The sequence below is a fragment of the Rouxiella sp. T17 genome, assembly GCF_036663475.1.
GTDB lineage: Bacteria > Pseudomonadota > Gammaproteobacteria > Enterobacterales > Enterobacteriaceae > Rouxiella.
This window is the reverse complement of sequence record NZ_JAWUEA010000040.1, coordinates 160,540-180,445: the sequence shown is the minus strand read 5'-3', so window position 1 is coordinate 180,445 and position 19,906 is coordinate 160,540. Positions and strand designations below refer to the sequence as shown.

Genomic DNA, 19,906 nt, shown 5'->3' with positions numbered 1-19,906 from the left:
GCGATCAATTACTTTTTTTCATGCGAAAAACGCTGCGTAATCTGTCACACCCTTTTACACTATACCTCTAACAACCGAACAATAAATAAGCAGAATTTAGGCGAAATCGGTCACCCAATGATTGCCCTCAATGATCATCCAAACCGAGTCGTCTCTCTCAGGAGTCCTAAGTGATCAGTGTATTCGACATGTTTAAGGTGGGTATTGGCCCGTCCAGTTCCCACACGCTCGGCCCAATGAAAGCGGGCAAACAATTTGCCGATGACCTGTTGGAAAAAAACCTGCTGTCCAGCGTAACCCGCGTGTCGGTTGACGTTTATGGCTCATTATCGCTGACCGGCAAAGGTCACCACACCGACGTCGCCATCATTCTCGGTTTGGCCGGCAATAAGCCTGACACCGTAGATATCGACGCCATTCCACACTTTATTAAAGACGTCGAGCAGCGCCAGCGGTTGCCTCTCGGCGACACGCATCATGAAGTCGATTTCCCGCGCGATACCGGCATGGTGTTTCGTGGTGAAAACCTGCCGCGTCATGAAAACGGCATGCAAATTCATGCCTACATGGGCGAGCAGCTGATTTACAGCAAAACCTACTATTCTGTTGGCGGCGGGTTTATCGTCGACGACGAGAGTTTTGGCCAGCCCGTTCTGGATCAGGTTGACGTGCCTTACGCCTTTAATTCTGCCAGTGAAATGCTGCAAAAATGCCATGAAACCGGCCTGTCGCTGTCTGGTTTGATGATGAAAAACGAGTTGGCGCAGCATAGCAAAACCGAAATCGACCAGTATTTCGAGTCTATCTGGCACACCATGCAAGCCTGTATCGATCGCGGACTCAATACCGAAGGCGTGCTGCCCGGCCCGTTGCGCGTACCGCGTCGCGCCTCTGCGCTGCGTCGCATGCTGGTTTCCAACGACAAACTCTCCAATGACCCAATGCACGTTATTGACTGGGTAAATATGTTTGCGCTGGCCGTAAATGAAGAAAACGCCGCCGGGGGCCGCGTAGTGACGGCGCCAACCAACGGCGCGTGCGGCATCGTGCCCGCCGTGTTGGCCTATTACGACAAGTTTATCGAATCGGTCAGCCCTGATATTTACCAGCGTTACTTCCTGACCTCCGGCGCGATCGGCATCCTTTATAAGATGAACGCCTCGATTTCCGGTGCGGAAGTTGGCTGTCAGGGTGAAGTGGGCGTGGCGTGTTCGATGGCGGCGGCTGGTTTAACCGAATTAATGGGCGGCAGCCCGGAGCAGGTGTGCGTCGCGGCTGAAATCGGCATGGAGCACAACCTCGGTTTAACCTGCGACCCTGTTGCAGGTCAGGTTCAGGTTCCGTGCATCGAGCGTAACGCCATTGCTTCGGTTAAAGCGATTAACTCTGCGCGAATGGCGCTGCGTCGTACCAGCGCGCCGCGCGTGTCACTCGATAAAGTTATCGAAACCATGTACGAAACCGGCAAAGACATGAATTCCAAATACCGCGAAACGTCACGCGGCGGTTTGGCGATTAAAGTGCAGTGTGACTAATTTCTGCTTTTGACCTGAGCTGATGTAACGCGTTGATAGAAAGCGTTGATAGAAAGAATAAGTGAAAAGGGGCAGATATCGCGAGATACCTGCCCCTTGTTTTTCTTAACTATTACTTCTTGTCGCAAAATAGCCTTATCGCAGAACAGCCTTGTCGCAAAACAGCCGTAAATTATTCGGCTTCTTCGCGGGGATCCTGATACGCCAACTTGGTGATGCGCACGCGATCAATCCGGTATTCGGAGACCTCGATGATTTCGAAACGCAGCCCCGCCATCTCGATAACTTCCCCCACCACCGGCATTTGCCCAGATTCGGAAAGCAGTAAACCGGCAAGCGTGGCGTAATCGGCATTTGGACTGAACAGCTCAAAGTTATTGAGCAGCTGTTCGAGGGAGTGCAGATCGGTGCCGCCCTTCGCCATCCAGCCATCGCCGTCGACCACGACATCGGGCGTTTCATCTTCGTCGGGGAACTCACCGGCAATCGCTTCGAGCACGTCGAGCGGCGTCACTAATCCCTGAATCACGCCAAATTCGTTGCTGACCACCACCAAACGGCCTCTTGCGCGGCGCAATACGGCCAGCAGCTTAATTACGTCCATGGTTTCCGGCACCACAATCGGCGGCGTTTTCGCGGCAAAGGCAACAATGTCTTTGCCATCTTCCAGCGCCACCAGCAAATCTTTGGCGCGCACCACGCCGATGACGTCGTCAAGAGACTGGCGACAAATCGGGAACAGGCTGTGCGGCGTATCGAGCAGCTGCATGCGGATCTCTTCCGCCGAACGTTCGCAGTCGACCCACGAAATATCATTGCGCGGCGTCATGATGCTGCGCAACGAGCGCGAAGCCAGCGTCAGCACGCCACTTATCATAAAGCGCTCTTCTTCCGCAAAGGTCTCGTCTTTTGGCTGCTCATTTTCATGCGCTTCTTCTTCATGACGATCGCTGTCGCGCTTGCCGCCCATCAGGCGATGAATTGCCTCGGCGGTACGTTCGCGCAGGGGGCGATGCGACTGATGCTTGATGAAGTTGCGGCGCGCAATCTGGTTAAACAGTTCGATCAGCACGGAGAAACCGATCGCCGCGTACAGATAGCCTTTTGGAATATGGAAACCAAAACCTTCTGCGATCAGACTTAAACCGATCATCAACAGGAAGCTCAGGCACAGCACCACGACGGTCGGATGCGCATTCACAAAACGCGTCAACGCTTTCGACGCCAGCAGCATGACGCCCATCGCGATGATCACGGCGGTCATCATGACGGCCAGATTGTTCACCATGCCTACGGCGGTAATGACGGCATCGAGCGAGAACACAGCATCGAGCACGACAATCTGCGCCACCACGGCCCAAAACCCTGAATATCCACGATTATTGCTGCCAAGCCCGTTCTCGCCTTCCAGCCTTTCGTGCAGTTCGCTGGTCGCCTTAAACAGCAGGAACAGGCCACCAAACAGCAAAATCAGGTCACGGCCGGAGAAGCTAAACTGCGCGATGCTAAACAGCGGCGTGGTGAGTTTGACCATCCACGAAATCAGCGACAGCAGCCCCAAACGCATGACCAACGCCAGTGAAAGGCCGATGATTCGCGCCTTGTCACGCTGTTTCGGCGGCAGTTTGTCGGCCAAAATAGCGATAAATACCAGGTTGTCGATGCCTAAAACGATTTCGAGCACGATAAGCGTCAGTAAACCGACCCAAATCGAAGGATCCATTAGAAATTCCATTTTTGACTCCGCAATGTGTAATCAGCAAGAAAGTCAGACGCGCCAAAAAGAGTTTTTACGCGATCCGAGGTTCCAAATGACGGGCAAATAGAAGCCGCCTGTGGCGATAAGCCATTGGAAAGTAATAAACAGAATGGTGGAAAGAGAGTCATGCTCGAGGCGTTTGAACGGGCGAAATGGCCGTGCCTGAGGGATCGTGCTTTCCGGGAAATCGTAGAAATGAGGGTGTCGTGCGTTGTTAAGCGTCTTCGGTGACAGTCCATAGGGTGGGCTGAGGCCCGGTACTCCTGTGTAATAATTGGAAATATAATGTAACAGCTCTGATAGTTTTCGCAAAGTCTCTTTTAAGGCGTCGTCTTACTGCAATACCTAAGCTTTAGCCTGTTTCCTTCAATGATTTAAAACGCTTTAGGGCTAAATCCTCAAAACAGCCACAATCGCCCCTTTTCTCTCTCTCAATAGCAGACGGGGGTCACAAAAATTATTTTTTCACGCACTAAAATAAATCCAGTCGAATTGCTCGACGTTTTTCCGAAATTTGGTTATTGATTTTCAGAAACTAAAGGAATACAGGGTCTTCGTGAAATGCGTGTGTGAAACGGAAACTTTGTAGGGACACGTTGTTGAACGGCAAAACCTGCCGACAACATATAAAGCTTCATCACCAAGTGCAGAACCCGCCAGTCGGGTGACAAGAGGAGGTAGCGAGTGAGTATTGCTATTATCATCGGCACTCATGGTTCAGCGGCGGAACAGCTGCTGAAAACGACGGAAATGTTAATAGGCGATCAGGATAACGTCGCCTTTATCGATTTCGTTCCAGGGGAAAACGCCGATACACTGGTTGAGAAATATAACGCAAAGCTTGAACACCTCGACAAAAGCGGCGGCGTGCTGTTTCTGGTCGATACCTGGGGTGGCAGCCCGTTCAATGCCGCCAGCCGCATCGTGTTAGACAAACCGGACTATGAGGTCGTTACCGGAGTTAACATTCCCATGCTGGTCGAGACCTTTATGGGACGCGACGACAACCCTTCTCTTGCCGAATTGACCAGCATCGCGCTGGAAACAGGTCGGGGAGGCGTCAGAGCCCTGAAGCTCGCCGAACCGGAGAGTGATAAGCCCGTTACTGCCCCACCCGCTTCTCCCCCTGCTACCACAACGGCTGCGCCTGCCCGAGCGTTGGGTCCAAACGATCACATGAAAATCGGCCTTGCCCGCATCGATGACCGTTTGATTCACGGCCAGGTTGCCACCCGCTGGACCAAAGAAACCAACGTCAATCGCATCATCGTTATCAGTGATGAAGTGGCGGCCGATACCGTGCGTAAAACGCTGCTGACCCAAGTGGCACCGCCGGGCGTGACGGCACACGTGGTTGACGTCGCGAAAGCCATTCGCGTCTATGACAACCCGAAATATGCCGGCGATCGCGTCATGCTGCTGTTTACCAATCCGACCGATGTGGTGCGAGTGGTAGAAGGCGGCGTGAAAATTACCTCCGTTAATATCGGCGGTATCGCGTTTAAGCAAGGCAAAACTCAGGTGACCAATGCGGTCTCCGTTGACCAGAAAGATATCGACGCGTTTAAGAAATTAAACAGTCAGGGTATCGAACTTGAAGTGCGCAAAGTCTCTTCAGACAGCCGTGTGAAGATGATGGATTTAATTAACAAGATGAACTAATAGCGCCCGCGAAGTCCGCTTGGTCATCTGACCACGGACCATTTTGGTTGGCATTATTTACCTCAGCTTCCTTTGGTATAGGAGAAGGTCAATGGAGATCACCACACTACAAATTGTGCTGATATTTATTGTCGCATGTATTGCCGGGATGGAATCTATCCTGGATGAGTTTCAGTTTCACCGTCCGTTAGTTGCCTGTACGTTAATCGGTATTGTGCTTGGAGACATGAAAACCGGCATCATCATCGGCGGTACGCTGGAGATGATTGCCCTTGGCTGGATGAATATCGGTGCCGCCGTGGCGCCCGATGCCGCCCTCGCCTCGATAATCTCGACCATCCTGGTTATTGCAGGCGGGCAGTCGATTGGCGCAGGTATTGCGCTGGCAATCCCGCTGGCAGCGGCAGGTCAGGTACTGACGATTATCGTGCGTACCATTACCGTTGCATTCCAGCACGCGGCTGATAAGGCGGCCGAAAAAGGCAACCTGTCGGCGATTTCCTGGATCCACGTCTCGGCACTGATTCTGCAAGCCATGCGTATTGCGATTCCGGCTGCGATTGTGGCGGTTTCCGTCGGCACCAGCGTCGTACAAAGCATGCTGAGCGCGATTCCAGAAGTCGTCACCAGCGGTCTGAATATCGCCGGTGGCATGATCGTAGTGGTTGGTTACGCGATGGTAATCAACATGATGCGTGCGGGCTACCTGATGCCGTTCTTCTACCTTGGCTTCGTGACTGCCGCCTTCACCAACTTCAACCTGGTTGCGCTGGGTGTGATTGGTGTAGTGATGGCCGTGCTGTATATCCAGCTGAGTCCGAAGTACAACAAGTCTGCACAGGCTGCCAGAGCGGCACCGGGTGTTAACGATCTCGATAACGAATTGGACTAGGGTGAGAGAAATGACTGAACAAACTCAAGTAAAAAAACTCACGCCTGGCGATATTCGCGGTGTGTTCCTGCGCTCCAACCTGTTTCAGGGCTCATGGAACTTTGAACGTATGCAGGCGCTGGGCTTCTGCTACTGCATGGTGCCCGCCATTCGTCGTCTTTATCCTGAAAACAATGACGATCGCAAGGCGGCAATAAAACGCCATCTGGAGTTCTTTAACACCCATCCTTATGTCGCTGCGCCAGTTCTGGGCGTAACACTTGCGATGGAAGAACAGCGGGCAAACGGCGCGCCTATCGACGATGCCGCAATCAATGGCCTGAAAGTTGGCCTGATGGGTCCACTGGCGGGCGTTGGCGACCCTATCTTCTGGGGCACCGTGCGTCCGGTATTCGCGGCACTTGGCGCGGGTATCGCGATGAGCGGCAGCCTGCTGGGTCCGCTGCTGTTCTTCGTGCTGTTCAACCTTGTGCGTCTGCTTAACCGTTATTACGGCGTGGCTTACGGCTATAAAAAAGGCGTGGACATTGTTAATGACATGGGCGGCGGTTTCCTGCAAAAACTGACAGAGGGGGCGTCGATTCTTGGCCTCTTTGTCATGGGGGCGCTGGTTAATAAGTGGACCCACGTTAACATCCCGCTGGTGGTGTCCGAGATTACCGATTCCACCGGAAAAACCACGGTCACGACAGTGCAAGGCATTCTCGACCAGCTGATGCCGGGTCTGGTGCCGTTGTTGCTCACCTTTGGCTGTATGTGGCTGCTGCGCAGGAAGGTCAACGCGCTGTGGATCATCATCGGTTTCTTCGTGCTGGGTATTTTCGGTTACTGGATTGGCTTGCTGGGCCTATAATCCTTGAACGTCAACGGGGGCCTTTGTGCCCCCGTTTTTTTTGGGGAGGAAAAGGATGTCGATCACAAATATTGCGCTGATCGTTTTTATCGTTTTAATGCTGGCTTACGCTATTTACGACGAATTCTTGCTGGACAATCGCAAGGGAAAAACGCGGCTAAAAGTCTATTTGCAGCGCCGAAACAAGCTCGACGCGATCATCTTTATCGGGCTGCTGGCGATTTTGCTCTACCAGAATGTCATCAACCACGGCAGTGGTTTGACTGCCTATTTGCTGGTAGGCGTTGCTTTGCTAACCTTTTATCTGTCATTTGTTCGCTGGCCCAAGCTGCGTTTCAAAGAGAACGGATTTTATTACGCCACTATTTTTATTACTTACGATCGTGTCAAAGCGATGAATTTGTCGGAGGATGGCGTATTGGTGGTGCAACTGGAGCAGAAGCCCCTGTTGGTGCGGGTGAAAGAGTTGGATGACCTCGAGAACATTTATAAATTTATGGTCAACTATCAGTAAAATTAGACATCAGGCTTTGATAACCTGATGTCTCTTTCAATTCGCCACGTCACGTTGCGTCACGTTATTACTGAATAAATTAATAACTATTTAATTATCGAGACGGCGGAACAGGCTAATCACAAAGTCGGTCTCACAGGCGAAAGTCTCACGCTGCGACAAATCTTGCATCACGGCTTCGGTGGCGCGCCAGGCAAAAGGCGTCATCTGCAAGAGGTCAAAAGCCTGTTTACCGTTCAACGACATTTCATAACGCAACGATTCTGTGCTCACCCGCTCAAAACCTTCCAATCTCTCTTCAACGTCGCTGTGCAGTTGAACCTCATTATAAATCAGCCCTTTGAGCTGATAGAGATGGCGAGGGCCCGGCGCGACGGTCAACACTAATCCAGCGGATTTCAGCACGCGATGCAGCTCTGGCGCCTTGCAGGGCGCGTAAATGCGTACGATGGCATCCAACGAGTTATCGGCAAACGGCAGACGATGGCTCGACGCCACGCAAAATTCCACACTGCCCTCGGAGTTGGAGCCATAGCGTTTGGCGGCATTGCGAATTGCGACCTTGGCGACGTCGAGGCCGTAAACCTGCACCTGTCGGCGCGCGTTGAGGCCCTGTTCGATGGCCGAGGTGTAATATCCTTCGCCACAGCCGATATCCAGTAGCGCCTGCGCCTCTGCATCCAGATGTTCATCCAGCAGACTGACAACGCGGTCGCGCAGCGGCTGATAGTGTCCGCCTTCAAGGAAGGTGCGGCGTGAAAGCATCATTTCGGCACTGTCGCCGGGCTGTTTGGAACGTTTATGCTGTACCGGCAGCAGGTTGACGTATCCCTCTTTGGCATTATCAAACTGATGATTATTTTCACAGCGCCACTGTTTATCAAGGCGTTGCAGAGGTTGATGGCAAAGGGGACATTGATAGGTCATGCAGGTTTCCAGAAAGGTGCCGCGACGGAAGAATTCTCCCGCGTCTTCAAGGCGTCAAGTCTAAAGAAGGCCGCTGACAGTTGCAACTTTTGCCCCGCGCCGTATTCTCTATTCATTACCTGCAAATAAAAGTGATGCCATGAGTGATATTTCTGCCCTGCTCGGCCAAATCCCGTCAATAGTTCACGGCTTTGGCACCAAAGAAGCGCTGTTGCCCGTTTCGCTCCAGCCTTATCGCGAGACATTGCCCGAGAAAAAGCAGGTCCACGGGCTAAGAATTGTAGATGTCGTCGCGCCTCGACAAGCCTGCGGCGAGGCCGATGGATTTTATACTGAAACGCCCGGGATACTTTTAACGGTGTTTACGGCGGACTGCTTGCCGGTGATTTTTTCACGTCGCGACGGTAAAGCCGTGGCGGCCGTTCATGCTGGCTGGCGGGGTTTGCGGCACGGGATTTTGGAGCAGATGGCGGCGCGGATTAATCAGCAAGGCTCGACCCAGGATTGGGTGGCGGCTATCGGTCCAGCGGCGGGCGCCTGCTGTTATCAGGTCAGTCAGGAGCTGGTCGATGAATTTCAACAGGGGCTGGAGTTGCCTGCCGAGCTTATTTCGCCCTCTCCTCGCCATCTCGACTTGCCTGCCATCGCTCACGCCAAGTTGCTACAGGCCGGATTTGCGGCGGTAGATTTTGCGGGTAGTTGCACCATTTGCACGCCCGATCCGCGAGTGACGCAAAGCACGCTTCATCCTGAAAGCGCACTGCACAGAGAAACTAAAGGGCATAAATACACCAGCTTTCGCCGCAACAGCCTCAAGCGTTTGCAGGACCCGTCACTTCCGGGAATTAAAGGCCGCAATCAGCAGTCTGGGATCATTATTCTGCCAGACTGAATTCAGCCCGACGGTTCGCCTCGCGCCGTCACTGGCGCTGCGGGCACAAAAACAAAAAAACCCGCAACATGGCGGGTTTTTTTTAACAACTAACGTCAGCTTAGATAGCCATAACGTTAACTGCAGATGGGCCTTTCTGGCCATCTTGAATTTCGAACTCAACGTTCTGGCCTTCAGCCAGGGTTTTGAAGCCGTTACCCTGGATTGCAGAGAAGTGTACGAACACGTCTTTGCTGCCGTCAGCTGGAGTGATGAAACCGAAACCTTTAGACTCGTTGAACCACTTAACTTGACCTTTGATCTTTGCCATTTTGAGTATTTCCTTTGGATTGTTTAAACCGCCCTACGGCGTTACACAGACAAACTTGAGTCGTTACTGCTTGAGGCACCAAGATTAAAATCGGCAAGGAAGCGGTATTCAACGATAACGTCTTTACTCAAAACTTCTTTACTGAAAATGCCACACATATACAGAACTGTACCTCGTTTTACCCAGATGCGTTATCACATACTCTGAATTTAATGGCAAGCCATTTTTAATCAGCGATGGACTTGTCGCACATATTTGAGCCGGTTAAAGGCACTTACTGCCAAGTGAGACCAAAATAGGTTGAGTAGCCTGCTATTTTTTGCTCATTACAGAGCGAAGACAGACAATCAAATCTATAACGACTCACAGCCGATTATTGCTCAATAATTCGAAACGCGTAAGAGTAAAAGTCAGCTTTAATTGAATTATTATCGTATTTGATATAACACAAAAGACTTTTGCGCAAGCTTTTCGGCATCATTGTCGACAGCGAAGAAATCCCGTTCCTGTTCATCTGCATCAGTTATAGCAGGCCTCCACAAGTTTGCAAGGGGGATTTCTGCCACCTGAGCGTTAACTTTTTCTTGCGCGGTTTATCAACTTCTGCTGCGCAACCTATAACGTCACAATGATTGTTTATGTATTAACCTATTCAGCCAGTGCAGTTCTAAACTGGTGCAAGATGACGAGTGTTATCTATTAACTTGCACCTTTAACGTGCGTAGTTTTAATCAAAAAAATGGGCTTAAGATGCGCAGATAAGTTATCCAATTTACCGTTTTTTGATTTGGATCAAATAAATTTTATAAAATATTGGTCCATTAAGCACACGACTTTACAAAGCCGTGAATTTTATATTAAACCTCAACGCTGCTTCTTAATCGTCATATTCAAATAAGCGCATAGGTTATCTATTAATATTAAATAGAATCGGCAACGATTGGCTATCGCACTATTATTTTTCTGATGATCTATAAGTTTATCTGAACAATATTCAACCAGCCTCAAGCCTGAAGTTTTGGCTGCGGCGGTTTGAAAAGCAGTCCCGATGCCGCTTGCCGCACTGTGCGCGGCTGGCCTGTCGCAAGGTGAGCCTTCGCCCTCTTTCAACAGCAGAAAAATCGATAAGGGAGATTTGGCGGTTATGACGCAACTTATGCAGTCTTTTGTTCTGAATTATTTCTACTCACGATAATTAAGTCGGAATAACGCAGTCGTTCAAAAGATCGAAAATGACATTATTCTCGAACAAATTATACAATTTGTTTACATTTGCAGAGGGGGAATTGTCTTTAAGACAATTTATCGAGACGGGAACAGGCGCGAATTCAGTAAATATTTATCATGATAATTCAGCGAGTGATGCTGACTTCGCGCCTGATAAGTTGTCGTTATTTTAGAAATTATTCATTATAAAGAAAGATGCTGGCCTATTTTCAGCGGCGCAAAATTCTCGGCGGCCAGGCCACCCGCCTCAATCGCATTGCGCAATTCTTGTGGCGGCTCGTCGAGTGATTCGTCGGCCAACTCGAATACGCCCCAGTGAATCGGAATAGCGCGGCGACATTGCGTTTCTTTAAACACCTGCACGGCCTGCTGCGGGTCCATGTGATGAAAATGCATGAACCATCTTGGTGCATAGGCGCCGATGGGAATCGCTGCAATATCAAAGGGCCCAAGCCGCTCGCCAATGTGCGCAAACTGTTCGCTGTAGGCGCTGTCACCCGAAAAATAGAAATTAATCTTCGGATGTTTAACCACCCAGCCACACCACAACGAACGATTTCTATCCCACGGCGTGCGCATACTCCAATGACGAGCGGGCACGGCGTGAAAACTGATGCCTTCCATCACCAGCGCGTCCCACCAGTCCAACTCCTCAATATAGTGTGCGCCCTGTCGCGCCATCCACGCCTGCATGCCGAGCGGCACCAGAAAAATGGCCTGCGGAAAACGCTCCACCAGCTTGCAGATCGTGGCTTTATCAAGATGATCGTAATGATTATGCGAGATCAACACGTAATCGATATTAGGCAGATCCGCAACCTTGACCGCGGCGGGCGTGCGTCGTTTCGGGCCATAGAAACTGACCGGCGAAGCGCGTTCGGAAAGTGCCGGATCGGTAAGAATATAACGCCCCGCAACGCGCAACAGCAGGCAGGCGTGTCCTAAAAACCATAGGCGATCTTCGGTACCGCTAAAATCGGGCGTCTGGCACCATTCGCGGATAAAGGCGTCATACCCTTTGCCCGGCGGACGCGGAAAGCCCTGCTCTTTGCGCTCCTTGCGCCAACGTTTAAGATCACCCTCTTTACGCGCCTCGGTTTCGAGATTGGTAAAGCCGTTCGGCGTATGGTGCGGCTTGGCAGGATCGTAATAGGGATTTTTTTCGGCCATGATTTCCCTCATCGCTCGGAGTGGATTATCGGCAAGTCGGGCTTAACGATAAATCGAGATGTTACCTATTACTTAACACAAAGATCTGCTGCTTTTCACTACAAAAAGTGCAACGTGGTATGAGTAAAGCACGGTCAGCTACTGGCTAAATCTAGAGGCTTTCAACTCTGGAGGAAGGATGCGGATCCTCGCGGCAAGGTTTTAACGAAGGGCGAATAAAAAGCCCCGCCGGAAGGGGAAAACCCGGCAGGGCCTGCGTTACAAAAACAGCATGTACAAAAACAGTTGAAATTGTTGATACTGCCAGCCTACTTCAGGCTGCCATCCCACAAAGCTTGGTCAGGTTTCGGGCTCCAATCATTAAAGTCGCAACATAAGACTGCCTGCGAGTGACAACTTCCACTGCGACACGCGCGTCTTTGTATTTGATCAGGTACGTAGAAGGCCACCCTTGGCGACGTTTGCCATAGGCTTTTTCATGACTGTCGATGGCTGCGTGAGCCACGACCAGATGAGAGAGAGTTGTATCACCTTTAATGATGCGCTTCATAATGGACTCCGTTTAAGACACTGCTGTCAAAATGACGAAACATTAATCACTTGATACGCATCGCTTTATGCGATGCTTATTCGAATCACTGCTTTGTATATAGCCTGTAACACTTTGAGTATCTCTGCGGTTTTTACTCTGCGCAAGTTTTACTTAGCAAGAAACAGATCATTGCCGCGCGCAGGGGTTTGGCGCAGGAAGCCTGCCACTGGCCTTCGTGGCCCGAGATGTGCGCCAGCCACTCTTTGCTCTCGGCCATCTCTTTGAAATTTAAATTTATTTTATTGGCACAGATGATCGGCCACGCGTCGGAGGGGTTATTACAGTAGTCTTTACCTTTCATGCCGCCGTACGGATACCACTTGTCCGGGTCTTCGCCCGTCAGTAAAGCGACGTTATGATTCAATTCGTTATCGGGTTCTTCAGACCATTTAATCATTGCAACAATAACCTGCGGTAGGGTGAGTAAACAAAAGTGTTAACCCACAAATTACCGCAGAAATAAGACAGTTTTATGAAGGCAAAAACCGTCCCGCTTTTAGAGGTCGGCTTAGCTAAAGGCTGATTTTGGAAAGGCTGGTGGTGCGGTTATCTTTCTGGAATAAAGCCGCGCAGGCTGGAAACGTGGTCGTCGTCATAAGCATCTTCGGCAGCAGTTTTGCCCTGCTTTCTGACTAACAGTTCGAGCAGCTCGGTTTGGCGGCGCTGCTGTTCGGCTATCTCGGCCAACAATTTTACCTGTAGATTCGCCCTGACGCTGGCACGGTTTACGAAAAACCACACCAGGATGAAAAAGATTGCTGACAGTGCGAACAGCACCAGCGAAGCCAGACTTGTTTGGCCCAAGAGTTGATCGAACATTGAAAACCTTACAACGTGATGAACAGAGTGACTATCTTATCATCGTCAGAGGCTCAGGAAAGGGATTCGCGAAAATAGAGATGCTTTCAGATTAAGCGACTGCAACCGCTGGCTGCCATTACCAGGGGATGAAAGAGGTCACCGAGCAAATGCCGAGATCGAAATTGCCGCCCTGATCGCAATAGCTGTTCAAGGCTAATAGATAAAGCCCCACGCAGGCCAGCAGAAAAACCAGAATGGCGGCGATTTTTCTTACCGATAAAATGGGTTTTTTCAATTTGATGGCAGATCTCTCAGGATTTAACACGCGCTTGTTGATGCCCAAATCTGCGTCCGACAGGTCATAAATTAATACCCTATCCTACTCTTCATAAGTTAAACAAATTTAAAACAGAGCAGACCTTATCAGGACAAGTCCTGATAGTCAGCTTAACTCAGCATGATTTTTTTATGATTTTTTTCAGAGTATTAGTGAGGACCTCTTGCAATTTTACGAGGTATGCTATTTTACAGGCGTACTGTTCACTGAAACTCAATATCGGCAACTTTTGACTGGTTTGTCGGCTGAGTTGTCGGCTAGGTTGTCGAGCTCTTTGTCGACAGAGAAGCATTCTCTATTTTCGCTAAGGAAAAAGCGTGATTAAAACAATTATTGTATTGGCGGTAATTTATGCTGCGTTACTGTTCTCAGGCTATGGCATTACCGTTGGCAGCAGCGAAAATGCGGCCGGTCTTGGCCTGAAATGTCGATATCTCACCGCGCGCGGCATCGTCGATGCCCAATATATTCATACTGACAGCGGCATTGTCGGCGTGGCAAATTGCCCTATTCTCAAGCAAATCGACAAGGTCGTTGATAAGTCCTGATTAACCAAAAACCCGCAGAACGTGGCTGCGGGTTTTATCAGGTTGGCGGTCGAGTCAAGGCCTAGCTGTCGTTACGGGTAAACTTAAGCTCGATCAGCGATACGGCCTTTTCAATTGCACGACGGGTCACCGGATCGGCGCCGGCCGGATGGGTGCTAAAATCGATGCTTTTCAGCTGGTGGGACATTTTGTCGCGCACTTCGGTTGGCGCAATGATGTCGATAACATCCAAAATTTGCTTAATAACCAGCTGGCACGCGACCAAATCTGACTCAAGTTCCTGATCTTTGGATAAGCTCTGTGACATTCCGGTAACTCCTCGGTACTGATTGTTGTTCAAAAACATTGCTGATAGAAAATTTCGGCGCAAAGGATACCACGCCGCTGTTGAATTTCGTCAAAGCTTCTATGCTTAAATGAGTAAAATGCATGGGAGACGGAGATGTTCGCACTGGTTTTAACCGTATGTTATCTCGGCGGTGGTTGTGACGATTTAGTCGTGGATGCCTTTGATACGGTTCAGGAATGCCGAGTAAATATGCGGGAACAGGGCCTTCGACAGGCCGGATGTTATCCCATTGACGAGTTTATCGACGGCTATTGGATCCCCGCACACACTCGCGTTGATTATTAATCTGCATTACAGAGAATGTCAGTGCAGAGATCGTCAGTTTAATGCCGCGCTAATCCTGTGATTTAGTCTTGTTAAATCATTATTAATATTGCCAAAACATCACATCAACGCTATCAATTACCTGTTACTCATTGATATTTCATATTAATTTGAATAGGAAATTAGCGATGCAGCGAAGCAATACTTTTGGCAAATTACTTCCTCTTGCCGTATTTATGGCGGGTTTCGGCCTTTCTTCCATCACGGTAAACGCCGCTACCGTGCCTGCTGGCGTGGTTCTGGCGCAAAAACAGGAGGTGGTGCGCAATAACGGCGACGAGCCTGCAACGCTAGATTTGCACAAGGCCGAAAGTGACGTTGAATCCAATATTCTCGGCGATCTTTTCGTCGGACTGGTCAAAATTGATGATAAGGGCAACGCACAGCCGGAACTTGCCAGCCACTGGGAAAATCAGGACAACAAGATTTGGACCTTTCATCTCCGTCCCGACGCCCGCTGGTCTGACGGCACGCCTATCACCGCGCAAGACGTGGTGTTCAGCTGGCGTCGTTTAATCGATCCGCAAACCGCCTCGCCTTATGAAAGCTATTTGGGCACGGTAAACGTACTCAATGCCGACAGCATTATTGCAGGCAAAAAACCCGCCGATACCTTGGGAATCAAAGCCCTCGACGCCCACACCGTGCAGGTTGAGCTGACCCGACCGATGTCTTACTTCTTGCAGATGGTCGCTCACTATTCATTATTTCCAATTAGTCAGGCCGATGTCGAAAAGTTCGGCGATAAATGGACCCAGCCCGGCAATCTAGTCAGCAGCGGGCCTTTTAAACTGAATAGCTGGACGGTCAACGAGCGGATCACCGCCGTGCGCAACAGCAATTATTGGGATAACGCCCATACCGTGCTGTCGCAGATAACCTATTTGCCGATTACTTCCGGCACCGCCGACGTCAATCGCTATAAGTCTGGTGAAATTGACATCACCCGCACCATTCCCGAAATTCAGTTCACCGCGCTGAAAAAAGAGCTGTCAACGCAGGTACACGTCGGACCCAATCTGGGCGTTTACTACTACGCGTTTAATAATCAAAAACCGCCTTTCAATGACGTGCGCGTGCGACTGGCGCTGAGCCTGGGCCTCGACCGCCACATTATCGCCGAAAAAGTTTTAGGTCAGGGACAAACCGCCGCCTTTACCGTTACGCCCGAGAATACCGGCGGCTATAATTTCACGCCCACAGCCTCAGCGAGCTGGACGCAAGAGCAGCGTAACGCCGAAGCGCGCAAACTGCTTGCCGAAGCCGGTTTTGGCCCGCAGCATCCGCTTAAATTCAATCTGCTTTATAACACCAGTGAATCGCACCAGCGCATCGCGATTGCGGCGTCATCAATGTGGAAGAAAAATCTTGGCGTAACGGCGGTATTACAAAATCAAGAGTGGAAAACCATGCTCGATACCATGCATCAGGGCAATTATGAGGTGGTGCGTTATGCGTGGATGGCCGATTACAACGAGCCTTCAACCTTCCTGAATACTTTCCGCTCCGATAACAGCGAAAATACCCCGCATTTCAAAAATGCCGATTACGACAAGGCGATGGACGCGGCATTAACCGCCACCAGCAAAGATCAGGTGCAAAAAGATTATCAGCAGGCTGAAGATTTGCTGAGTTCGCAGGCGCCGGTCGTCCCGCTTTATCACTATGTGAGTGCCAAGTTAGTTAAACCTTATATCGGCGGATACGATGACAACGATCCCCAAGGCAGGGTTTATGCCAAAGATTTGTATGTGATCAAACACTGATTTCAGGCTTTTATCAGATAATCTTCAGACTTTACTCAGATCTTACTCAGGTTTTAATCAGATGTTGATCAGGTTTATATCTGCTTATGAATGAGAAATGAACGAGGGTAGTGTCGCTAAGCTTGTTCTTGGATCCTGCCAGATTGTCACAAGGCCGGATTCAAGACATTCTGTTTCCTTTGGCTCATCATTGATTCCAAATTGCTCACTTATTGCGCTTGCCTACTTTGCCCCAGATGATAAATTGGACAGTATCTCTACAGATGGGAGGCCCTATGCATTTCTCGGAAAGCGAGATACAACCCCTTTGGGACGAAGTTGCCCGCATCATCGGCGAAGCCGTGATTCAATTGCGTCATCGCGGTGAACCCCTGACGGTAGATTCGCTAGTTAATTATCTTGAAAATAGCCTGAACAGTGCTGGCGTACAGCAGCGTATTTTGATTGGTGCGGCGGTCAACCTGCTCAGAACTGACAGGCGCTCGTAACGAGTAATAACAAGAGATTACACACTGCGGCGTCTGCCCGTTTTCATTCTGATTTATTCAGCTGAGTTATCAAGCGCACGCTAAATTACGCCTATCGAGACTGGGAGGTGCGCCCCTGAGCAAAAAGAAAAATGCGTTGGGTGATGTCGTCCGCACCGAGAATTCTGTTTTTTTGCTCAATGTTTGCTTTCGAATAGGCGATGTCGTGCGCCTGATCGACCATGCTGATCACTTTGTCACGGGTCGTTTTATCAAGGTTGCCCAAGAGAGTTGTCAATATTGCCTGATAGGCATTGGAGGCGTAGGTAAGTTGCTGTTCGCGCTGTTCCAGCGCATCGATACGAGCTATTAGCGCCTGTAACTGCTGTTCATTGGACATAGCGGCATCCTTCTGTTTTTGGCAGTGAAAACGGGTAACACATCACGCTAAAAAACCTATTCCGGTGAGTATCTTTTAACCAGTTCATTTCACTTTAAAACAAAATTGTCGATTAACCAATCCCGAGTTTCTACAAAATCGGCAACCTTAAGGCGTTTAATTGTAAGCAACTGATTAAGCCTGAAAAGAGTTTCTCCCCTGCTTCCCCTCTGCTTCTGCATTAATGCCGGTAACAGGCGCATTACTTGCTTACAGATGCCTTCATGACGACGCCCAAGAGTTGTGAGATCGTCAACTGGAGTCTTATTTTTTCACTTTGGGAATTTAATTATGATTAAGCTTTCTTGCTATGCAGCCGTATTTGCCGTTTTGATGTCCGCCACTTCAATGGCTAACGCAGCAGGCTGTTTGAAAGGCGCGGCCGTTGGCGGCGTTGCGGGCCACGTTGCAGGCCATCATGGCGTAGCTGGCGCGGTCGGCGGCTGTGTTGTGGGTCACCACATGGCAGCGAAAAAGAAAAAAGAGAAAGAGCAGCAGGCACAGGCTCAGAAACAACAGCAGCACTAAGTGGTAGCTTGCCCGCTGTAAATTTTTTGCTGTAATTACAACGGGCAAAAATTACGATTTAAAAAAGGCATCATTATTGATGCCTTTTTTAATGCCTATAATAAGATTACATCTCCTTCGACATTTAAATAAAAAGTATTTTATTTATTTCAAAAAACTTTGTTTAAAAACCATTAATTTGATTGATTTTCAAATGATTGTTTCATGATAGCCTTTCGCATTGTAACCCTCATAATCAAAAATTCGCAGTTTTTATGATGATGTTGAATATGCCTATATTTATAAACACACTCGATAAATGGAATTTCCGATTATTAATTAAATTATTCAATACATCTAATAACCACGCCTTGATAACAGCCACAAACAGGGTTATGCTCAGATCATAAGCTTAGGTATCTTTGATGGATCACTCTCTAGATCTACTGCTTAATTTACACGGAACGAGTTTTACTTACGATTGCGGGTATTGGTATGAGATTGTTGCTTATCAGGTTGAACCCAATTCAAAAATACCTCATGGCATTCGATATTCTTTAACTTTACATGATCACTATAATCAACGAGTTTATGGCATGGACAATGCACATGCTGCGCCCAATGTTGGTAAAGGAAACTATGCAGGTAAGATTTATGAATGGGATCATGTACATAATGGGTTAAGCGACAGGGGAACTGCCTATCAATTTTCCAGCCCTGAACAGTTAATGACTGATTTCTTTGATGCCATCGAAAAAATCATAAAACAGGTTAGTTAGACTCATAAAAGAAGGGAGATTTATGAAAGCGCTCATCGGCATTATGCCTGAGAACATGTTTCGAGAACGTGTAATGGCGATTGTGAAAGGTCTTTACGTACCAAATGAAAATGAGCCAAAAATTTGGTTTTCATCGATAGCAGCCTTGGGACAGATTCTCAACAATCCCAATATTGAACTTCTCCGAACCATGGACAGTAAAAAACCCCAGACCCTTACCGAATTAGCGAAACTGTCTGGCAGGAATTTAAGTAATCTTTCAAATACAATGGCGACATTTGAAAAACACGGCTTTGCTACACGAGTTAAAAATAAAGGGATAATTAAACCGGTGGCATTGTTTACTGATTTCGATATTACTACTCAATATTTCCCCCCTCAGAAAACTGAAAATGTTGCGGCTTAATGCAGTAAAACCTCGAATGAATAAAAGGAATGATTATGTCCACCGAGATTCGAAAACTGTTTCCATCTGAATGGAAAGCGGCTTTTCCCTTAATTTCACAACTCAGAAATATGGATCAAGAAGAGTTTCTTGCAAGCGTACGGATACAAACGTTGAGTGGTTATGAACTTATCGCGGCCTATGTTGAAAACGTTCTGGTCGGTGTAATGGGTATGCGGCCTGTTCATACCTTGGCAAGAGGTTCTCATTTACATATTGATGATTTAGTGGTTGATGAAAAACAGCGCAGCGGCGGAATTGGCAAGTTACTGCTCGACTTTGCAGTACAGGAAGCCCGACAAAGAGATATGAATTTCGTTTTTCTTGATGCAAGGCAGGAAGCGATTCCTTTTTACGAAAAAAATAAATTCATATTTCATGCTTCTCCTTCGATGAAAAAAGTCCTGTAGCATCCAAAAAAAACAGGAGCCATTTCGGCTCCCGTCTTCTTATCTCGAAATTCCCGAGATTACATATTTTCGATCATCGCGTCGCCGAACTCTGAGCATTTCAACAGCTTAGCGCCGTCCATCAGACGTTCGAAATCGTAGGTCACGGTTTTCTTGGCAATCGCCGCTTCCATTCCTTTAACGATCAGGTCGGCCGCTTCGAACCATTCCATATGACGCAGCATCAGGGCTTCAAAGTCATTTTAATCGACTGATATATATAGAAAATCCTCGGTAAATTGTCTACTGAAAAGCAGTTTGCACAGCAAAATAATATGTATATTTTTCAATGGGTAACATGGCGTTTTGCAGAAGGTTTTTTGTAGAGGTAAGACAAGGTTCTTAATACATACGCTTATGAA

The 19,906-nt window shown here is 48.8% G+C and carries 25 protein-coding genes and 1 pseudogene; 14 read left to right on the top strand and 12 right to left on the bottom strand.

What is annotated here, in order from left to right; all coding sequences use genetic code 11:
* Positions 1–170 precede the first annotated feature (170 nt).
* Positions 171–1,535, top strand: a complete 1,365-nt coding sequence (locus tag SC206_RS18620) for an L-serine ammonia-lyase (RefSeq protein WP_332739585.1) — start codon at positions 171–173, stop codon at positions 1,533–1,535.
* Between the two features lie 172 nt (positions 1,536–1,707).
* On the opposite strand, the gene SC206_RS18615 is transcribed toward SC206_RS18620, so the two are convergent.
* Positions 1,708–3,270 carry a TerC family protein gene (locus tag SC206_RS18615; RefSeq protein WP_332739583.1) on the bottom strand — a complete coding sequence of 521 codons (1,563 nt, stop codon included), beginning with the start codon at positions 3,268–3,270 and terminating at the stop codon, positions 1,708–1,710.
* A gap of 708 nt (positions 3,271–3,978) precedes the next feature.
* Here SC206_RS18615 and manX point away from each other — a divergent pair.
* The 4 genes from manX to SC206_RS18595 all read left to right on the top strand — a co-directional run bounded on the left by manX (position 3,979) and on the right by SC206_RS18595 (position 7,215).
* Positions 3,979–4,956 carry a PTS mannose transporter subunit IIAB gene (manX, locus tag SC206_RS18610; protein ID WP_332739581.1) on the top strand — a complete coding sequence of 326 codons (978 nt, stop codon included), beginning with the start codon at positions 3,979–3,981 and terminating at the stop codon, positions 4,954–4,956.
* 91 nt (positions 4,957–5,047) lie between these two features.
* Complete coding sequence (locus SC206_RS18605) at positions 5,048–5,848, top strand: PTS mannose/fructose/sorbose transporter subunit IIC (RefSeq protein WP_332739579.1); 801 nt, start codon at positions 5,048–5,050, stop codon at positions 5,846–5,848.
* A gap of 10 nt (positions 5,849–5,858) precedes the next feature.
* Positions 5,859–6,701: a PTS mannose transporter subunit IID gene (locus tag SC206_RS18600; protein ID WP_442976136.1), complete on the top strand. Its 843-nt coding sequence runs from the start codon at positions 5,859–5,861 to the stop codon at positions 6,699–6,701.
* A 55-nt stretch (positions 6,702–6,756) separates the two neighbouring features.
* A complete protein-coding gene (locus SC206_RS18595) occupies positions 6,757–7,215 on the top strand; it encodes a DUF986 family protein (protein WP_332739575.1) in 459 nt (152 codons plus the stop codon).
* 90 nt (positions 7,216–7,305) lie between these two features.
* Here the strand turns inward: SC206_RS18595 and rlmA are convergent, their stop codons facing one another.
* Positions 7,306–8,142: a 23S rRNA (guanine(745)-N(1))-methyltransferase gene (rlmA, locus tag SC206_RS18590; RefSeq protein WP_332739573.1), complete on the bottom strand. Its 837-nt coding sequence runs from the start codon at positions 8,140–8,142 to the stop codon at positions 7,306–7,308.
* Positions 8,143–8,281: 139 nt separating this feature from the next.
* Between rlmA and SC206_RS18585 the strand changes: the two genes are divergently transcribed.
* On the top strand, positions 8,282–9,034 hold the full coding sequence (locus SC206_RS18585; RefSeq protein ID WP_332739571.1) for a polyphenol oxidase family protein: 753 nt from the start codon (positions 8,282–8,284) through the stop codon (positions 9,032–9,034).
* 100 nt (positions 9,035–9,134) lie between these two features.
* Here SC206_RS18585 and cspE read toward each other — a convergent pair whose 3' ends face one another.
* The 7 genes from cspE to SC206_RS18550 all read right to left on the bottom strand — a co-directional run bounded on the left by cspE (position 9,135) and on the right by SC206_RS18550 (position 13,399).
* Complete coding sequence (gene cspE / locus SC206_RS18580) at positions 9,135–9,344, bottom strand: transcription antiterminator/RNA stability regulator CspE (RefSeq protein WP_140472021.1); 210 nt, start codon at positions 9,342–9,344, stop codon at positions 9,135–9,137.
* A 41-nt stretch (positions 9,345–9,385) separates the two neighbouring features.
* A complete protein-coding gene (locus tag SC206_RS18575; RefSeq protein WP_072045046.1) occupies positions 9,386–9,502 on the bottom strand; it encodes a DUF2627 domain-containing protein in 117 nt (38 codons plus the stop codon).
* A 1,252-nt stretch (positions 9,503–10,754) separates the two neighbouring features.
* Positions 10,755–11,741, bottom strand: a complete 987-nt coding sequence (locus tag SC206_RS18570) for an MBL fold metallo-hydrolase (RefSeq protein ID WP_332739564.1) — start codon at positions 11,739–11,741, stop codon at positions 10,755–10,757.
* A 313-nt stretch (positions 11,742–12,054) separates the two neighbouring features.
* Positions 12,055–12,291, bottom strand: coding sequence for a DUF4060 family protein (locus SC206_RS18565; RefSeq protein ID WP_332739562.1), 237 nt, complete (start codon positions 12,289–12,291; stop codon positions 12,055–12,057).
* Positions 12,292–12,424: 133 nt separating this feature from the next.
* The gene (locus SC206_RS18560) at positions 12,425–12,730 is read right to left on the bottom strand and encodes a phage protein NinX family protein (protein WP_332739560.1); all 306 of its coding nucleotides are present in this window, start codon (positions 12,728–12,730) and stop codon (positions 12,425–12,427) included.
* A 149-nt stretch (positions 12,731–12,879) separates the two neighbouring features.
* A complete protein-coding gene (locus tag SC206_RS18555; RefSeq protein ID WP_332739558.1) occupies positions 12,880–13,152 on the bottom strand; it encodes a YebO family protein in 273 nt (90 codons plus the stop codon).
* A 118-nt stretch (positions 13,153–13,270) separates the two neighbouring features.
* Entirely contained in the window at positions 13,271–13,399 is a 129-nt protein-coding gene (locus SC206_RS18550) for a PhoP/PhoQ regulator MgrB (RefSeq protein ID WP_442976139.1), read from the bottom strand.
* A gap of 389 nt (positions 13,400–13,788) precedes the next feature.
* On the opposite strand from SC206_RS18550, the gene SC206_RS18545 reads away from it, so the two are divergent.
* Complete coding sequence (locus SC206_RS18545; protein WP_332739554.1) at positions 13,789–14,019, top strand: YobH family protein; 231 nt, start codon at positions 13,789–13,791, stop codon at positions 14,017–14,019.
* 61 nt (positions 14,020–14,080) lie between these two features.
* Here SC206_RS18545 and SC206_RS18540 read toward each other — a convergent pair whose 3' ends face one another.
* Entirely contained in the window at positions 14,081–14,326 is a 246-nt protein-coding gene (locus SC206_RS18540; protein ID WP_332739553.1) for a DUF2766 family protein, read from the bottom strand.
* Positions 14,327–14,461: 135 nt separating this feature from the next.
* Here SC206_RS18540 and SC206_RS18535 point away from each other — a divergent pair, with 135 nt between their 5' ends.
* The 3 genes from SC206_RS18535 to SC206_RS18525 all read left to right on the top strand — a co-directional run bounded on the left by SC206_RS18535 (position 14,462) and on the right by SC206_RS18525 (position 16,946).
* A complete protein-coding gene (locus tag SC206_RS18535; protein WP_332739552.1) occupies positions 14,462–14,653 on the top strand; it encodes a YebW family protein in 192 nt (63 codons plus the stop codon).
* A 167-nt stretch (positions 14,654–14,820) separates the two neighbouring features.
* A complete protein-coding gene (locus SC206_RS18530) occupies positions 14,821–16,458 on the top strand; it encodes an ABC transporter substrate-binding protein (RefSeq protein ID WP_332739551.1) in 1,638 nt (545 codons plus the stop codon).
* 275 nt (positions 16,459–16,733) lie between these two features.
* On the top strand, positions 16,734–16,946 hold the full coding sequence (locus SC206_RS18525; protein ID WP_332739549.1) for a hypothetical protein: 213 nt from the start codon (positions 16,734–16,736) through the stop codon (positions 16,944–16,946).
* Between the two features lie 91 nt (positions 16,947–17,037).
* Here SC206_RS18525 and SC206_RS18520 read toward each other — a convergent pair whose 3' ends face one another.
* On the bottom strand, positions 17,038–17,325 hold the full coding sequence (locus tag SC206_RS18520) for a hypothetical protein (RefSeq protein ID WP_332739547.1): 288 nt from the start codon (positions 17,323–17,325) through the stop codon (positions 17,038–17,040).
* Positions 17,326–17,655: 330 nt separating this feature from the next.
* On the opposite strand from SC206_RS18520, the gene SC206_RS18515 reads away from it, so the two are divergent.
* The 4 genes from SC206_RS18515 to SC206_RS18500 all read left to right on the top strand — a co-directional run bounded on the left by SC206_RS18515 (position 17,656) and on the right by SC206_RS18500 (position 19,505).
* Positions 17,656–17,892, top strand: a complete 237-nt coding sequence (locus SC206_RS18515; protein ID WP_332739545.1) for a hypothetical protein — start codon at positions 17,656–17,658, stop codon at positions 17,890–17,892.
* Positions 17,893–18,296: 404 nt separating this feature from the next.
* Positions 18,297–18,650 carry a toxin-antitoxin system TumE family protein gene (locus SC206_RS18510; protein ID WP_332739543.1) on the top strand — a complete coding sequence of 118 codons (354 nt, stop codon included), beginning with the start codon at positions 18,297–18,299 and terminating at the stop codon, positions 18,648–18,650.
* A gap of 22 nt (positions 18,651–18,672) precedes the next feature.
* Positions 18,673–19,056, top strand: coding sequence for an HVO_A0114 family putative DNA-binding protein (locus SC206_RS18505; protein ID WP_332739541.1), 384 nt, complete (start codon positions 18,673–18,675; stop codon positions 19,054–19,056).
* A gap of 35 nt (positions 19,057–19,091) precedes the next feature.
* Positions 19,092–19,505, top strand: a complete 414-nt coding sequence (locus SC206_RS18500; protein ID WP_332739539.1) for a GNAT family N-acetyltransferase — start codon at positions 19,092–19,094, stop codon at positions 19,503–19,505.
* 59 nt (positions 19,506–19,564) lie between these two features.
* Here SC206_RS18500 and SC206_RS18495 read toward each other — a convergent pair.
* Positions 19,565–19,732: pseudogene (locus tag SC206_RS18495) on the bottom strand (isocitrate/isopropylmalate family dehydrogenase); the annotation flags it as partial.
* Positions 19,733–19,906: the final 174 nt, after the last annotated feature.

Coding starts and splice junctions, on each gene's coding strand:
- SC206_RS18615 (WP_332739583.1), bottom strand. CDS start 3,270: ATGGAATTTCTAATGGATCCTTCGATTTGGGTCGGTTTACTGACGCTT.
- SC206_RS18605 (WP_332739579.1), top strand. CDS start 5,048: ATGGAGATCACCACACTACAAATTGTGCTGATATTTATTGTCGCATGT.
- SC206_RS18600 (WP_442976136.1), top strand. CDS start 5,859: ATGACTGAACAAACTCAAGTAAAAAAACTCACGCCTGGCGATATTCGC.
- SC206_RS18595 (WP_332739575.1), top strand. CDS start 6,757: ATGTCGATCACAAATATTGCGCTGATCGTTTTTATCGTTTTAATGCTG.
- rlmA (WP_332739573.1), bottom strand. CDS start 8,142: ATGACCTATCAATGTCCCCTTTGCCATCAACCTCTGCAACGCCTTGAT.
- SC206_RS18585 (WP_332739571.1), top strand. CDS start 8,282: ATGAGTGATATTTCTGCCCTGCTCGGCCAAATCCCGTCAATAGTTCAC.
- cspE (WP_140472021.1), bottom strand. CDS start 9,344: ATGGCAAAGATCAAAGGTCAAGTTAAGTGGTTCAACGAGTCTAAAGGT.
- SC206_RS18575 (WP_072045046.1), bottom strand. CDS start 9,502: ATGTGTGGCATTTTCAGTAAAGAAGTTTTGAGTAAAGACGTTATCGTT.
- SC206_RS18570 (WP_332739564.1), bottom strand. CDS start 11,741: ATGGCCGAAAAAAATCCCTATTACGATCCTGCCAAGCCGCACCATACG.
- SC206_RS18565 (WP_332739562.1), bottom strand. CDS start 12,291: ATGAAGCGCATCATTAAAGGTGATACAACTCTCTCTCATCTGGTCGTG.
- SC206_RS18560 (WP_332739560.1), bottom strand. CDS start 12,730: ATGATTAAATGGTCTGAAGAACCCGATAACGAATTGAATCATAACGTC.
- SC206_RS18555 (WP_332739558.1), bottom strand. CDS start 13,152: ATGTTCGATCAACTCTTGGGCCAAACAAGTCTGGCTTCGCTGGTGCTG.
- SC206_RS18540 (WP_332739553.1), bottom strand. CDS start 14,326: ATGTCACAGAGCTTATCCAAAGATCAGGAACTTGAGTCAGATTTGGTC.
- SC206_RS18535 (WP_332739552.1), top strand. CDS start 14,462: ATGTTCGCACTGGTTTTAACCGTATGTTATCTCGGCGGTGGTTGTGAC.
- SC206_RS18530 (WP_332739551.1), top strand. CDS start 14,821: ATGCAGCGAAGCAATACTTTTGGCAAATTACTTCCTCTTGCCGTATTT.
- SC206_RS18525 (WP_332739549.1), top strand. CDS start 16,734: ATGCATTTCTCGGAAAGCGAGATACAACCCCTTTGGGACGAAGTTGCC.
- SC206_RS18520 (WP_332739547.1), bottom strand. CDS start 17,325: ATGTCCAATGAACAGCAGTTACAGGCGCTAATAGCTCGTATCGATGCG.
- SC206_RS18515 (WP_332739545.1), top strand. CDS start 17,656: ATGATTAAGCTTTCTTGCTATGCAGCCGTATTTGCCGTTTTGATGTCC.
- SC206_RS18510 (WP_332739543.1), top strand. CDS start 18,297: ATGGATCACTCTCTAGATCTACTGCTTAATTTACACGGAACGAGTTTT.
- SC206_RS18505 (WP_332739541.1), top strand. CDS start 18,673: ATGAAAGCGCTCATCGGCATTATGCCTGAGAACATGTTTCGAGAACGT.
- SC206_RS18500 (WP_332739539.1), top strand. CDS start 19,092: ATGTCCACCGAGATTCGAAAACTGTTTCCATCTGAATGGAAAGCGGCT.